Raw genomic sequence first — 14,023 nt, 5'->3', positions numbered from 1 at the left:
TTTCTGCCGGCCTTGCTGAGCATATCCTCAGCGCAACTTATCTGATTCATTTGCCAGAAGAGTTGTTTGCCGGATCAGTCGTCAGCACAAAGCGCAGTATAAAAAGACCGCGCACTATAGCAGCATTTCAGGCGGGCTTAAACGCGTGGCTAAGTTATCGCGTCGCTTGCGCCTTTGAATGCAGGAGAAGCCTTGGGATGATTGGCGAGCTGCTAAACTCACTCCATTAAGCCCACTAACTTACGATAAAGTCCTTTGCCAGCAGGCCCTTGAGTACATTGCCAAAGTTGGTGTCGCCCTGGGGGCGGACCAGCTGGGCGAGTTCATCGCCCACAGGTGAGAAGCGATAGTAACTCAGTAGCAGGTGGCTGCTTTTGGGCTGCAGGCTGAGTTCGCCCTTTTGCAGCGTGAGGGTAAAGCGCTGTTTGGGATCCAGCAGGCCGGTCTCAAACTCGCTGCTGTGCAGTATGCCGGCATCCATCAACATCACCAGCGCCGAGTAGGGCAGGCCAAACTGCGACAGTGGCATGGCGGTGGTGGGCGATTTGCGAAAATACTGCCCAAAACCGCCGGTTAGCCGGTAGCCCGACAGCAGCTTAAGCCTGCCATCGTTGCCTATGGTCAGCGCCACCGCCAGCGCTTTTTCGAGGGTTTGCGCCTCGCGCCAGGTGAGGCGACAGAGGGTTTCCAGGGTGCGCAGGCTGAAGTTACCCGGCTCGGTCAGCTCTTTTGCCAGAATCCGAGCCCACAGCTCCTGCATGCGCCTGTTATGGATTTTTTCAGCCATTTCAAAAAATTGATACAGCCAGTCAGGGTCCGGATCGCTGCCCACCACATCCGATGGCGTGTACTTGATTGCCATGGCATAGATGGCTTCCACGTTGGCCTGATACTGAGCCTGCAGTTTTCGGTAGCGAAAGGCGGCGCGCTCGGCCACCGACACATTGGATGGCTTGTAATCGCCTTCGCCGGCAAGGCCGAGTATGCGGCCTATGACCAGGGCCTTGCGCCGCGCCGACACTTCGCTGTCGGTTTTGGTGCTGCTGTCTATCACTACGGCTTCTTGTTCGGCGTTCATCCGGCGCTTGCTCCCTTGCTGTGCCCTGGCGGCTTGGCACAGTGTCCTGACGGTTTTGCTCTGTCGACTTAGTTAATTGTCACTGTCGCGTACTGATTGCGACGCTATGTTTTACTGTGCTTTGAATTCACAGTGCTTTCAATTCTCTGAGCTTTGAACTCACAGTGCCTTGAACTCACGGTGTTTTTACTTCTAATGGTTCACTCTTCACGGCGCCCACATAGGCAACTTCGTTGCCGGGGGCGGGCACGCGGGGCACGTTGAGCGATGCCAGAAGCGAGCACGCCGCCAGCGCCGCGCCGATGTAAAATACCGCCGCATTGGATTCAATCCACAAATACCCCAATACCACCGGAATGGCCACCGCAGCTATGTGATTGATAGTAAAGCTCACCGACATGCTGGCCGCAATGTCAGCGCGGTCGGCGATTTTCTGGAAATAGGTTTTCATGGCAATCGCCATGGCAAACAGCAAATGGTCAATCACATAAAGCGCGGCGGCAAAGTGGGCGTTCTCTACCAGGGCGTAGCTGACAAACACGCCAATCAGGCCAAGGTACTCGATGCACAGGGCGTTGCGCTCGCCGACTCTGGCGATAAGGCGGCCGATGGCCGGGGCAAACAGCAGGTTAATCACATAGTTGATAAGGAACAGCGCGGTGATTTCACTGACGCTGTAATGAAACTTCTCCACCATCATAAAACCGGCAAACACCACAAAGATTTGCCGTCTGGCGCCGGAGAGGAAGGTCAGCAGGTAATAGAGCCAGTAGCGGCGCCGTAAAATCACCTTTTTATGCTGTACTTCGCCGGTTTCAAAATGCGGGAAGTGCAGCCACAGCGCGAGCGTCATCAGGCAGCCAAGGCCGCCGATAAATAAATACACCCACACATAATCGAGCTTAAATACCGTCATCAGCAGCCAGATACTGCCGTAGCCACCGAGCGCGGAGGCGGCCTTCCACGAAAGCGCCGTGCCCATAAAGGCCGCCGCTTCGTCTTTTTCGACCCATTGCAGCGTGAGCGACTGGTTAAGAGTCTCGTAGTAATGAAACCCGACTGACATCAGCACCGTGGTGAAATAGAGCCCGAGCACGGTTGGCAAAAAGCCGGTGATAGCCACGCCAACGCTCATCAGCAGCAAAGAAAACAGCGCAAAGCGCTGCTCGCGGATAAAAATCAGCACGAATATGGCGGTAAAGGCGAGAAAGCCCGGCACTTCGCGCAGGCTCTGCAGCAATCCGATTTCGGCGCCGCTGAAATTGGCCTTTTCAATCACAAAGTTATTAAGTAGCGCCTGCCACACGGCAAACACCATCGACATGATAAAGGTCATCCACAGCAGCAGTTGCCGTGCCTGTTTGGCGTCTGAAATGGTGAGCATGTTAATGTGATTGAAATAACTGAGTTTCAGCATGTTAACCCCAAGTGGCGCGCTTGGCTATCGGCGGCTCGGCCGTGGATGGCGCCGAAAATAGCGCCGCAAATGTGAGACAGTTTGGATTTAGCGCAATCCCCGGCCGCTAACCCGGGAGGTCGTGATCCATTTCACCAATTTTTGCAGCACTTTGTCCTAATATGCCTTTGAATCCCAAGTTAAGTTGGCAGGTGCAACGTGAGCAAAACACTGATCCTTTTTTCCACTGTCCATGGCCAGACCCGCAAGATCTGTGAACGCATGGCCAAGGAAATCCAAAGGCAGGGCGATGATGTCACGCTCATGCCGCTGACCGATGCGCCGCCGCTGGACGAGTATGACAAGGTGGTGCTGGGCGCCAGCATTCGCCACGGCAAACACAACAGTGCGGTGTACAGCTATATCGAGCAAAACCTTGAGCTGCTGAAAGCCAAGGCAGGCGCGTTTTTCTCCGTAAGTCTGGTGGCGCGCAAAAGCGCCAAAAATACCCCGGCCACCAATCCTTATATGCAGGATTTTTTGGGCAAATCACCCTGGCGACCTGAGCTGCTGCAAGTGTTTGGCGGTAATCTTGATTACCGGGGGTACAGTGCCATGGATAGACATATCATCCGCTTTATCATGTGGATAACCAAAGGGCCGACCGATCCCAATACCAAGGTGGAATACACGGATTGGCACAAGGTCGACAGCTTTGCCCGCGAAGTGGCGACCATGGAGAAACTATGCCCCAAAGCCCACTGAGTTCAGGCTCTGCCAGCCAAATTGCCAAGCGCAAAGGCAAGGCGGCACGCGCCTGGCAGTGGCTGCTGCCAAGGCTCCATCTGCTGATTATGCTGCCAACCCTGCTGGTGCTTGGCAGCTCGCCGTTTTTGCTGATGGCCCGCAGGCTTAGGGAAAATGCCAGCATCTGGGAACTGACCCATGTGTATTTAGGGCTGCTGTTGGTGCCGCTGTCGCTGCTGCTACTCTATTACTGCCTGACTGGCGGCAGGGCGGGGCAGTTTTTCCCGTTTAGACAGTCGGCATTAGGTTCGGATATCAAGGGCTTGCTGCGTGGACAACTGCCCAAAGGCGGCGGTGCGGGCCTCTTCAGTTTGCTTGAAGGCCTCAGCGCGCTGCTGCTGTGCGCCGCCGCGCTGACCGGCCTTGGCTGGTATCTGGCAGAAGGTTCTGCCGAGGCGCTCAGGTGGCGCGGCTGGCATCAGGATGTCGCTACTGCCTTTTTTATCGTGCTGATTTTGCACGTACTGGCTGCGCTGTCCCATCTGCTCGACTTCTTCCGCCGTTAACTCCGACTTCTTCCGCCGTTAACACATCGGGCTTTGTGCCCTTTAGCCGCGTGGATTATCTGGATTTGCGTGAGCAAATGTCTGAATAGCGTTAGCGCGTGTCTTATTTGTGGCTGCGGTATTCCCTCCGATAAGTGTTTTGCTGCTTTGCCCTCTGGGCGAATTCCTCATTCATGCTAAAGCCCAAGTTCAGACCGGACTATACTCTCTTGATGGGCTATGGATTGGCGAGCGGGTGTTATCGCTGGCGCTGGCAACAGGAATGTTCAGTCAGGCGCTGTGGTTGCCACGGGGGTTAAGTTATGTCCATGTCGATGTCGAATTACAGCCTGCGCAGCAAGTTTCTGCTGCTGTCGCTGGCTCCTTTGATAATTATCCTCACGGCTGTGATGGCCTATTCGTGGCGACTGGAAAGCCAGGCGCTGCACGATTCAGTTGCCCTGTTTAAAGACAAGTTGGTAAACGAGCGAAAACAGCAGCTTAAAGATGCAACCGACATGGCGCTCGCCACCATAGTGTATCAGCGGCAACTCGGCGATAAAGGTGATGTGAACGGCGCGCTGCGGCAGCTTAAATTCGGCGCAGCCGGTTATTTCTTTATTTACGATTACGCCGGCCTCAGTGTGTTTCATGGTGCCAAGCCCGAGCAGGAGGGCACCAATCTTATCGGCATGACCGACCCGAGCGGCACCAAAATTGTGGTGGGGCTGATTGACTCGGCCCGCCGTGGCGGCGATTTCAGCAGCTACTTTCATGCCAAGCCCGGCGTCGAAGGATTGGTGGAAAAAATCAGTTACGCAGCGCCTATTCCCGGCACCGATTCGCTGGTCGGCACCGGGGTGTACATTGACGACATCGATGCTGTGGTGGATGGGTATCGCGACATGGCAAGCAGCGCCATGGTCGATAAAGCACTCGGGATCCTGCTGATGTCGTCCCTGCTGACATTGGCGACCCTGATTGCCATCACTATTGCCTCCAACCGCATGGTGGTGCCCATTCGCAGCATGGTCGACAGCCTGAACGATATCGCCCGTGGCGACGGCGATTTGCGCTCGCGGCTTAACGTAAAAGGGCAGGATGAAATCGCCGAGCTTGGCAATGCCTTTAATCTGTTTGTTGACAAGCTGCAGCGGATAATCCGCGATGTGGCCGACACCACCACCCGGGTGAAGCAGGCGGCTGTCGACATAGACCGCCAAACCTCCGAAATGGCGCTGCAGCTTGGCAATCACAACAACGAAACCGATCAGGTGGTGACGGCGATTACCCAGATGTCCTCCACCGCCGCCGAAGTGGCGCAAAATACTACCCAGGTGGCGGAGGCAACCCACGCCGCAACCGACGATGTGGCCCGCGCTCAGGCCTGTGTCGATTCATCGGTCAGGGAAATATCGACCCTGATGCGGCAGGTTAACGAGGCGGCGGCAAACATCACCTCGCTCAGTGAGCAATCGAAGAAAATCAACTCGGTACTGTCGGTTATCGGCGGTATTGCCGAGCAGACCAATCTGCTGGCACTTAACGCCGCCATTGAGGCTGCCCGCGCCGGGGAACAGGGCCGTGGTTTTGCGGTAGTCGCCGATGAGGTACGAAGCCTTGCCAGCCGTACTCAGGCCAGCACCCTGGAAATCAATGAGATGCTCACCGAGCTGCATAAGCTGGTGGCCACGGCGGTAAAAACCATGGATGAGAGTCAGCAAAGCTGTGAGCGCTCGGTGGCTTCTTCCCAGGCGATTTCCGACAGCCTTGGCGCGGTCACCAGCGCCGTCACCGCCATCAATGACATGAGCACCCAAATCGCCACCGCGGCTACCGAGCAAAGCTCAGTAACCGAAGAGATTAACCGCAACGTTTACGCCATTCAGGAGATAGTGAATGCGCTGCTGGCATCGAGCCTGCAGGCGAGCGCCGTGAGCCGCACCGTATCCACCGAAGGCGGCCAGTTGGCGCAGCTGGTGGGGCAGTTTAAGGTGTGACAAGCGCCGGGCAGGACAAAGGCACCCGAGTGTGCCCTTGTTATTGGCTCAGGTCGCGCGATTTGCGCTCAGAATTACAGTTGGCGTGGCGTCAGCAACCTAGGGGTCAGCGGGTCATTTTTTTCACAAATACCACCACAAACAGGGCGATGGTAAAACTGCCGGTGAAGGCTTCGATGGCGGCGATTAGCCTTGAAAAACCTATGGGGGTAAAGTCGCCGTAGCCAAGGGTGGTAAAGGTGACGACTGAATAGTATATGCAATTGAAAAAAAGGTAAAAGTTTCGGCTGAAGGTGTTTTCTGGCCGAAATACGTGTTCAGTGCCGCCGTAGCTGAGACCTGTGAAGAAATACAGCACGGCACAAATCAGAATGAGCATCATGGAAAAGCCGATGACCCGCATTGGCGATTCGCCATAACCGCAAAATACGTCAACCAATTTTGATACCAGGCGTGCCTTTGAATACTTGGGCAGCTGGTGGCGTCGCATGGTGAGCTCTTTCTGAATAAAATGCCCTGCCATGGCAAATAATCCTTCGCGTTCAGCGGCTTTACGTAAATCACGGTAGATTTCTTCGGCTTGTTCAAAGTAGTCAATGGCGATTTCCATTTCGCCCACTTTCTCGGCCTCCATTGCCAGCTTTTCCTGTTTGATGAGTTTGCCGGTACTGATGTTTTCGATTTTGGCGCCAAACCATTTGATCCCGAGCAGGTTGGTGTTGAGCAAATTGGCGCAGTGAATATTGGCCTCCCGTAAATCCGCTTTCATCAGGCTGGCGTTTTCGAGGTTGAGATTAAACAGGTGCGCGCCCTGCAGATTGGCGCGGTACAGCTCGGCATGGCTCATGTCGTAGCCGGTTTTGGAGTGATGTTTGACAAGGTCGATGCCGGCAAGATTGGCCCGTTTCAGGTGCACGCCTCTGAGCATGCCACCGCCGCGGGCGTATGCTTCGAGTTTGGCTTTATCGTCCGGGCCATCTTTGGTGATGCGGGGGTCGTGCCAGTAGCACAGGCCGCTTGGGCCTGCAGGCTCACTGCAGGAGAATCCCTCATCTTCGTGATAGCAGCATGTTGGTTTTTTTTCGTCCATCGCCAAAGTATAGCCCCTGCTCTGCGGGGCGATAAAAATCAGTGATAAATATTAGCTGCTGATTTGGGTGCAGTTTTATCTTGCGGATACGGCGCTGCGTGCAGAAGAGGGCGCTTTGCTTTGTTTCGCCCGGCGTTTTGTGCTGTTTCGGCGATATTGGCAGGCTGATAAAAAATAACCCGGATGGCCGCGGATTTCCGGACGTCTGAACTGGTAACAATCCGGTCAGTTTGCTAGAATACGCCGTTTAATTTTTCCGTTAATCCAATCGATTTAAGTTGACTCTCATGTTTGAAATCAATCCGGTTAAATACAAAATCAAGGAGCTTGCCGATCGCACTTCGCTCCTTAGGGGGTATCTTTGACTACGACGCCAAGAAAGAGCGTCTGGAAGAAGTGACCCGTGAGCTGGAAAGCTCTGATGTATGGAACGAACCCGAGCGTGCCCAGAATCTGGGTAAAGAGCGCGCCAGCCTGGAGCTGGTGGTAAAGACCATCGACACTCTGGACACAGGTCTTGAGGACGTCGAAGGCCTGCTGGAGCTGGCGGTCGAAGAAGAAGACGAAGGCACTTTCGAAGATGCCAAATCCGAGCTGGATGGCCTTGAAAAGCGCCTGGAAGAGCTTGAATTCCGTCGTATGTTCTCCGGCCAGCAGGACGCCTCTGACTGCTATCTCGACATTCAGTCAGGCTCCGGTGGTACCGAGGCTCAGGATTGGGCCGACATGGTGTTGCGTATGTATCTGCGCTGGGGCGAGGCCCACGATTTTAAACCTGAGCTGATTGAAGTATCAGACGGTGACGTGGCGGGCATCAAGAGTGCCACCATCAAGTTCACCGGCGAGTACGCCTACGGCTGGCTGCGCACTGAAACCGGCGTTCACCGCCTGGTGCGTAAGTCGCCATTCGACTCCAGCGGCCGTCGTCACACCTCGTTCTGCTCCGTGTTCGTGTATCCGGAAATCGATGATTCGATTGAGATTGATATCAACCCGGCCGATCTGCGTATCGACGTTTACCGCGCCTCTGGTGCCGGTGGGCAGCACGTAAACCGGACTGAATCTGCGGTACGTATCACCCACTTGCCCACCAACACCGTGGTGCAGTGTCAGAACGACCGCTCTCAGCACAAAAACAAAGACACCGCCATGAAACAGCTGAAAGCCAAGCTGTTTGAACTGGAACTGCAAAAGCAGAACGCCGAAAAGCAAGCGGCCGAAGATGCCAAGTCCGACATCGGTTGGGGCAGTCAAATCCGCTCCTACGTGCTGGACGATTCCCGCATCAAGGATCTGCGTACCGGCGTCGAGACCCGTAACACCCAATCGGTGCTGGACGGCGATCTGGACAAGTTTATTGAAGCAAGCCTCAAATCCGGGCTGTAATTTACTGCGAGAAGAGACGATGACTGAACACATTCAAGACGAGAACAAGCTGATTGCGGAACGTCGTGCCAAGCTGGACCACGTTCGCAAGAGCTGCCCGGCCAATGGTCACCCGAACACCTTCCGCCGTAAACACAAGGCCGCTGAGCTTCAGGCCGAGTTTGGTGCCAACAGCAAAGAAGAGCTGGAGGCCCTGGGCTTCAAGACCGCCGTTGCCGGTCGTGTGATGGCCAAGCGTGGCCCCTTCCTGGTGCTGCAGGACGTGTCCGGCCGCATTCAGGTGTATGCCGACAAAGACGTTCAGGCCGATCTGAAAGAACGTTATGTGGGTCTGGACATTGGTGACATCATCGGCGTTGAAGGCACTCTGCACCTGTCTGGCAAGGGCGACCTGTACGTCAACATGGAAAGCTACCAGCTGCTGACCAAGGCACTGCGTCCGCTGCCGGAAAAATTCCACGGCCTGACCGATCAGGAAACCCGCTATCGCCAGCGTTACGTTGACCTTATCGTTAACGAAGACTCACGCGAAGCGTTCAAGATGCGCTCCAAAGTGGTTGCCGCTATCCGTAACTTTATGATCAAAAAAGAGTTCATGGAAGTTGAAACCCCGATGATGCACGTGATCCCAGGCGGCGCTTCTGCCCGTCCGTTCGTGACGCATCACAATGCGCTGGACATCGAAATGTACCTGCGTATCGCCCCAGAGCTGTATCTGAAGCGTCTGGTGGTGGGTGGTTTCGAGCGCGTGTTTGAAATCAACCGTAACTTCCGTAACGAAGGTCTGTCGCCACGCCATAACCCAGAATTCACCATGATGGAATTCTATATGGCCTACGCCGACTACAACGACCTCATCAACCTGACCGAGGAGATGCTCTCCAGCATCGCTTTGGATCTGCTGGGTGACACCAAGCTGCCTTACGGTGAGCATGTGATTGATTTTGGCGGCCCATTTGCCCGTATGAGCATGCTGGAAGCCATCAAGCACTACAATCCTGACAATGCCACCATCCAGGCCATGACCTACGAAGAAGTGAAGAACCTCGACTTCATGCGTAAGCTCGCCAAGGATGTCGGTATCGAAATCGAAACCTTCTGGAGCTGCGGACAGCTGCTTGAGGAGATCTTCGGTGAGACCGCCGAGCCTAAGCTGATGCAGCCAACCTTCATCACCGGCTACCCTGCGGACATTTCGCCGCTGGCCCGTCGCAGCGATGGTAACGACTTCATCACCGACCGTTTCGAGTTCTTCATCGGCGGCCGTGAAGTGGCCAACGGCTTCAGCGAGCTTAACGATGCTGAAGATCAGGACAACCGCTTTAAGGCACAGGTAGAAGCCAAGGATGCCGGTGACGACGAAGCCATGTTCTACGATGCTGACTTTATCACCGCACTGGAACACGGCCTGCCACCAACCGCTGGTCAGGGCATTGGTATCGACCGTCTGGTGATGCTGTTTACCAACACCCACACCATTCGTGACGTGATCCTGTTCCCGGCCATGCGTCCACAGGCCTAAGCCTTTCGCATAAGGGCTTTAGCGTAAGCACTTCGCATAAGCCCTTTAGCGTAAAGCCTTAATATCAAAGCCGTCCTGATGAAATTCAGGGCGGCTTTGTTGTTTTTGCGCCTTCATGTTTGTGCGCTCGGGTTTTTGCGCTGATGTCTTTGCACTCGGGTTTTTACGCACTGTTGTTTTTACGTACAGATGGTTTTGTCGGCTTGCAGGAATGCGCGCCGGATCCCAGTCTCCAAAAAATCTTTTGCCTGCCTGGCGTCAATTTTACCTGTGATCGCATGGTAAACCGCGATAAGCAGGCAAAACCCGCCTGATAAATGGTGGAATTATCGGTGTAACGACCATTTTCCCGTCGAACACATTCGTCTAAACATCAGCATTCACATTGGTTTTTGGCAAGTTTGAGTTTGCACTCTACTGGACAGTGCCTGAGCAGATCCTTATACTTCGCATCAATTATACGAATGATACAGATTATCATTTGAGTTTTTGGCAGGGAGCGCCGTTGCCACTCACGTCCCCGGACTACATTCGCCCCACGGGGTGAAAGAGAGACAGGAACCATGATGAAATTTGCTCCCACTGCCCTGGCGCTGGCCGTTGTCACAGCCATCGTTGCCCCCCAGTTTGCCCATGCCAATGCTGATGCTGCCACGCAAAATCTTCCTGCAGAGGCCGAAAATGACACGGCTGTCGCCAGTCAGTCGCAGCAGCCGATTGAAAAGATGGTCATTACCTCAAGCCGCATGGCAAAGCCCGTCAGCGCTATTCCCAATACTGTGACTGTAATTGACCAGGAAACGCTGCAGCAGCAGTTGGCGGCAAGTCGCGACCTGTCCACCATCATAGGTAACCTCGCGCCCGGGTTTTCGCCAAGCCGGCAGAAGATGAGCAACACAGGCGAGACCCTGCGCGGTCGTGCTCCACTTATCATGATTGATGGCGTGCCTCAATCCAATCCGCTTCGAAGCGGCGGCCGCTCGGGCCAGACAATTGATCCTGACATGATTGAGCGCATTGAAATTATCCACGGCGCCAACGCCTTGCATGGTCTCGGTGCCCAGGGCGGTATCATCAACTACATCACCAAGAAACCCGATGACAGCGGTCATAAGCTCAGTCTGGACGTATCGGCGCCGACCGACCTGAGCCACGACAGCCTGAGCTTTGGCGCCAACTACAGCTTTTCCGGCAGCAGCGGCGCGCTCGATATGCTCGGCTCTGTCGGCTATCACAGCAGCGGCGTGTATTACGATGCCAACGGCGACGTGATTGGGGTTGATACTACCCAGGGCGAGTCGATGGACAGCCAAAGCAAAGACCTGTTCCTCAAGTTCGGCTACGACATGGACGATTCGCGCCTCGAGCTTATGATTAACCACTTCCGGATGAACAATAATGGCAACTGGATGGCGGTGAAGGGCAGTGTCGCCAACGACATTCCCACTTCGGCGGTGGAGCAAAGCCAGCCGTGGGACGCGGCCAACAACCGGGTGACCACCTCAAGCCTGGTGTACAAGCATAATGATATTGGCGGTCAGCAGCTGGAAATGCAGCTGTTTAATCAGAACTTTCAGGCGGTGTACGGCGGCGGCTGTTTTGCCAGTTTTTACGATCCCGAGTTTGATTCTGCGCCCGGCCTGACAACTTGCTCCACCACCAACAAGGGCGAGAATCTGTATTACGAGCAAAGCCGTAACCGCTCGAACAAATGGGGCCTCAAGACCTCGCTGCTGGCGAACGATCTCTTGGGCTTTGGCGTGGATCTCGCCTATGGCCTTGACCTTTTCAGCGACACCACAGAGCAGGATTTGGTGCAAACCGGCGTGTCCTGGGTGCCTGAAACCCGCTACGACAACATTGCGCCTTTTGCCCAGCTGAGTTTCGAGCCGCTGCCGCAGCTTGCGCTGTCGGCCGGGATCCGCCAGGAATTTGCAACCCTCAAGGTGGATGATTACAAGACCCTGTGGGGTGCTGGCAACAAGCAGGTCGCCGGTGGCGAGCCGGATTTCAGCCAGACCCTGTTTAACCTCGGTGCCAGCTACAACCTGACCCCGGCACTCAGGGTCTATTCCAGCTACAGCCAGGGCTTTGGCATGGCCGACATTGGCCGCTTGCTGCGTGATGGCAACAGCTTCCCGGCTGAAAACGCCAGCGTCGATGGCGCCATTAACCTTGAGCCTGTGCTCACTGACAACTACGAGCTTGGTATCGATTATCAGGGCGAGTATTTTACCGCCAAGCTGGCGGGATTCCACTCCGGCAGCGATATGGGCGCGCGGCTTGAGCTCAATCAGGACGGCATTTACAGCGTCAAGCGCGAGAAAAGCATCATCCGTGGTATTGAGGCGAGCCTGAATGCCTATGTCGGCGACGCCGACACCCTCGGGCTGAATATGGCGCTCACCGAAGGGCGTTACGATGCCAATCAGGATGGCCGCACCGACACAGATCTCGATGGTGCCAACATCGCCCCCAACCGGGTCAACCTGTATTGGGAGCATGAATTCAGCTTTGAGGCGACCAGCCGTATCCAACTGAATTACTTTATGGATCGCGAGTTCCACAAGGCCGATGGCAGCGAGTACGCCAATTTCGACGGTTATTACACGGTCGATGCCTCGTTCACTGTGCCCCTGTACGGCGGCAGCTTGTCGGTTGGTCTGCAGAACCTGCTGAACGAAGACTATTACACCTACTACTCGCAAACCATGCCAAACGATACCCGTAATTTCAAAGGCATGGGCCGCACTGTGAGCCTTGGCTACAGCCTGCCGTTTTAATCTCGGCGTCCTACAACTGCTTGCCTGCTGTGGTCATCATGGCGGGCAAAGCAGTGTAGTAAATCGATTCGCAGCCACAAGAAGTGCAGCCAAAAGAAGTGCAGCGCTGCAGATGAAAGCGCAGCGTGCGAAACAGTCAAAGCAAAAACCGGCTCCGGCCGGTTTTTGTTTATTGCCGCTTTTTACAACTCCCTCTGCTGCCCGTCAGTCGCTTGTGTAAATTCTCCGTCTTACAATTGAGAATTATTATCAAAATGCTACTCTGCCAGCCACGCGGTCTTTTGGCTAAGACTGCTTGCAGATGAAATTTCGCAGGGAAAATATGTCAAAACAATGGATTAAATGGCATCGGTTGCTGGCCCTACTGGCGCTGGTGCCACTTTTTATTATGTCGGTAACCGGTGCCATCCTGGTGTTCAAGCCGGAGTTGGATGCCTGGCTGCTGTCCGGCAAGGCGACTCTGCCTGCGCCTGCCGAAGTGGGGCAACGGCAATCGATGACCAGCCTGATGACCCACATAAAGCAGCAGCTGCCAGCCTATGAGCTTGGCAGTTGGGAGCTCTTTGATGATGGTGTGCGCAGTGACGCCGTGTATCTTGTGCACCGCGACAGCCAGGAATGGGCCAAGGTGTTTCTCGACCCGTATCGCGGCGTGCTGCTCAGTGAGCCGGTGGGGCTCAGTGACTATTTGAGTGACTGGCTGGTGGATTTGCATTACCGCTTTTTACTCGGTCCAAGCGGCACCATTGTGGGGTTTCTTGCGTCGCTGGCGCTGCTGTTTTTAGGGATCAGCGGTCTTAAAATGCACCGCCAGTTTTACCGCAAACTCTTTAGCCTGCGCTGGCGCGGCGACTGGCGGGTCCGCAACTCGTCATTGCATCGCCTCGCGGGCGCCTGGGCGGCACCTGTGCTCATTATCCTTGCCTTTACCGGCGGTTATTGGAACGCAGAGGAGTTGCTGCACGACCTGCATGAGGTAACAGAGCCGCATCCACCGCTCAAAGGCCCGCTTTACACCGAGGCGGTCAACTTTGATGAGCTGCTCAAGCGCGCCCAGGTGGCACTGCCGGGGATCCGGCTGAATTTTCTGGTATTTCCGACCGAGCCTGAGCTGGATATCACCTTTTACGGCAAGCTGCCCGGGGTCAATCCACTGGCGAGCAATTACAGCGCCAGTGTCAATTTCAGCCCGCAAACCGGCGAGTTGACCACGAAAACTGAGCAGTCGAGCCAGCCCTGGTATCTGACGGTGGATGACAGCTTCCGTGCGCTGCATTTTGGCGATTTTGCCGGCATGGGCAGCCGGATTGTCTGGACCGTGCTTGGCAGTATGCCGCTGATTTTGGGAATAAGCGGCCTGTATCTTTATCTCAGCCGCCGGCGTAAAAAGGGGCTGCCTGCCAGCATCTGAATGCAAAAAGGCCCGCAATCAACTGCGGGCCTTTTTATTACGCTTTGCTACAGATGCAGCCAGTC

At 55.1% G+C, this 14,023-nt stretch carries 10 protein-coding genes; 7 read left to right on the top strand and 3 right to left on the bottom strand.

Annotated elements, in window-relative coordinates; all coding sequences use genetic code 11:
* Positions 1-235: 235 nt before the first annotated feature.
* Positions 236-1,078 carry a TIGR03899 family protein gene (locus KJI95_RS04020; protein WP_214505858.1) on the bottom strand — a complete coding sequence of 281 codons (843 nt, stop codon included), beginning with the start codon at positions 1,076-1,078 and terminating at the stop codon, positions 236-238.
* A gap of 175 nt (positions 1,079-1,253) precedes the next feature.
* On the bottom strand, positions 1,254-2,462 hold the full coding sequence (locus KJI95_RS04015; protein ID WP_214506185.1) for an MFS transporter: 1,209 nt from the start codon (positions 2,460-2,462) through the stop codon (positions 1,254-1,256).
* A gap of 231 nt (positions 2,463-2,693) precedes the next feature.
* Here KJI95_RS04015 and hemG point away from each other — a divergent pair, with 231 nt between their 5' ends.
* The 3 genes from hemG to KJI95_RS04000 all read left to right on the top strand — a co-directional run bounded on the left by hemG (position 2,694) and on the right by KJI95_RS04000 (position 5,766).
* Positions 2,694-3,239, top strand: coding sequence for a menaquinone-dependent protoporphyrinogen IX dehydrogenase (gene hemG / locus KJI95_RS04010; RefSeq protein ID WP_214505856.1), 546 nt, complete (start codon positions 2,694-2,696; stop codon positions 3,237-3,239).
* Positions 3,221-3,787: a cytochrome b/b6 domain-containing protein gene (locus KJI95_RS04005; protein ID WP_214505855.1), complete on the top strand. Its 567-nt coding sequence runs from the start codon at positions 3,221-3,223 to the stop codon at positions 3,785-3,787. Before hemG ends, KJI95_RS04005 begins: the two co-directional genes overlap by 19 nt.
* A 314-nt stretch (positions 3,788-4,101) precedes the next feature.
* Positions 4,102-5,766 carry a methyl-accepting chemotaxis protein gene (locus KJI95_RS04000; RefSeq protein ID WP_214506184.1) on the top strand — a complete coding sequence of 555 codons (1,665 nt, stop codon included), beginning with the start codon at positions 4,102-4,104 and terminating at the stop codon, positions 5,764-5,766.
* 106 nt (positions 5,767-5,872) lie between these two features.
* Here KJI95_RS04000 and KJI95_RS03995 read toward each other — a convergent pair whose 3' ends face one another.
* On the bottom strand, positions 5,873-6,856 hold the full coding sequence (locus KJI95_RS03995) for an ion channel (protein WP_214505854.1): 984 nt from the start codon (positions 6,854-6,856) through the stop codon (positions 5,873-5,875).
* A 287-nt stretch (positions 6,857-7,143) separates the two neighbouring features.
* Between KJI95_RS03995 and prfB the strand changes: the two genes are divergently transcribed.
* From prfB to KJI95_RS03975, 4 genes are all read left to right on the top strand, one after another.
* A protein-coding gene (gene prfB / locus KJI95_RS03990; RefSeq protein ID WP_214505853.1) for a peptide chain release factor 2 occupies positions 7,144-8,242 on the top strand; the annotation gives its coding sequence in 2 pieces (ribosomal slippage) (positions 7,144-7,218 and positions 7,220-8,242; 1,098 coding nt in all).
* A 19-nt stretch (positions 8,243-8,261) separates the two neighbouring features.
* The gene (lysS, locus tag KJI95_RS03985; RefSeq protein WP_214505852.1) at positions 8,262-9,764 is read left to right on the top strand and encodes a lysine--tRNA ligase; all 1,503 of its coding nucleotides are present in this window, start codon (positions 8,262-8,264) and stop codon (positions 9,762-9,764) included.
* 566 nt (positions 9,765-10,330) lie between these two features.
* Positions 10,331-12,547 (top strand): TonB-dependent receptor, encoded by a 2,217-nt coding sequence (locus KJI95_RS03980; protein ID WP_214505851.1) that lies wholly within the window; start codon positions 10,331-10,333, stop codon positions 12,545-12,547.
* A gap of 322 nt (positions 12,548-12,869) precedes the next feature.
* Positions 12,870-13,958, top strand: coding sequence for a PepSY-associated TM helix domain-containing protein (locus KJI95_RS03975; RefSeq protein ID WP_214505850.1), 1,089 nt, complete (start codon positions 12,870-12,872; stop codon positions 13,956-13,958).
* The last annotated feature ends 65 nt before the right edge of the window (positions 13,959-14,023 follow it).

Source organism: Shewanella jiangmenensis, from assembly GCF_018596335.1.
Classification (GTDB): domain Bacteria; phylum Pseudomonadota; class Gammaproteobacteria; order Enterobacterales; family Shewanellaceae; genus Shewanella; species Shewanella jiangmenensis.
The sequence above is the reverse complement of the archived record's forward strand: the minus strand, read 5'-3'. Positions and strand labels throughout refer to the sequence as shown.

Excerpts from the sequence above, each read along its gene's own strand:
- KJI95_RS04005 (WP_214505855.1), top strand. The coding sequence starts at position 3,221 with ATGCCCCAAAGCCCACTGAGTTCAGGCTCTGCCAGCCAAATTGCCAAG.
- KJI95_RS04015 (WP_214506185.1), bottom strand. The coding sequence starts at position 2,462 with ATGCTCACCATTTCAGACGCCAAACAGGCACGGCAACTGCTGCTGTGG.
- KJI95_RS03975 (WP_214505850.1), top strand. The coding sequence starts at position 12,870 with ATGTCAAAACAATGGATTAAATGGCATCGGTTGCTGGCCCTACTGGCG.
- KJI95_RS04000 (WP_214506184.1), top strand. The coding sequence starts at position 4,102 with ATGTCGAATTACAGCCTGCGCAGCAAGTTTCTGCTGCTGTCGCTGGCT.
- KJI95_RS04020 (WP_214505858.1), bottom strand. The coding sequence starts at position 1,078 with ATGAACGCCGAACAAGAAGCCGTAGTGATAGACAGCAGCACCAAAACC.
- KJI95_RS03995 (WP_214505854.1), bottom strand. The coding sequence starts at position 6,856 with ATGGACGAAAAAAAACCAACATGCTGCTATCACGAAGATGAGGGATTC.
- KJI95_RS03980 (WP_214505851.1), top strand. The coding sequence starts at position 10,331 with ATGAAATTTGCTCCCACTGCCCTGGCGCTGGCCGTTGTCACAGCCATC.
- lysS (WP_214505852.1), top strand. The coding sequence starts at position 8,262 with ATGACTGAACACATTCAAGACGAGAACAAGCTGATTGCGGAACGTCGT.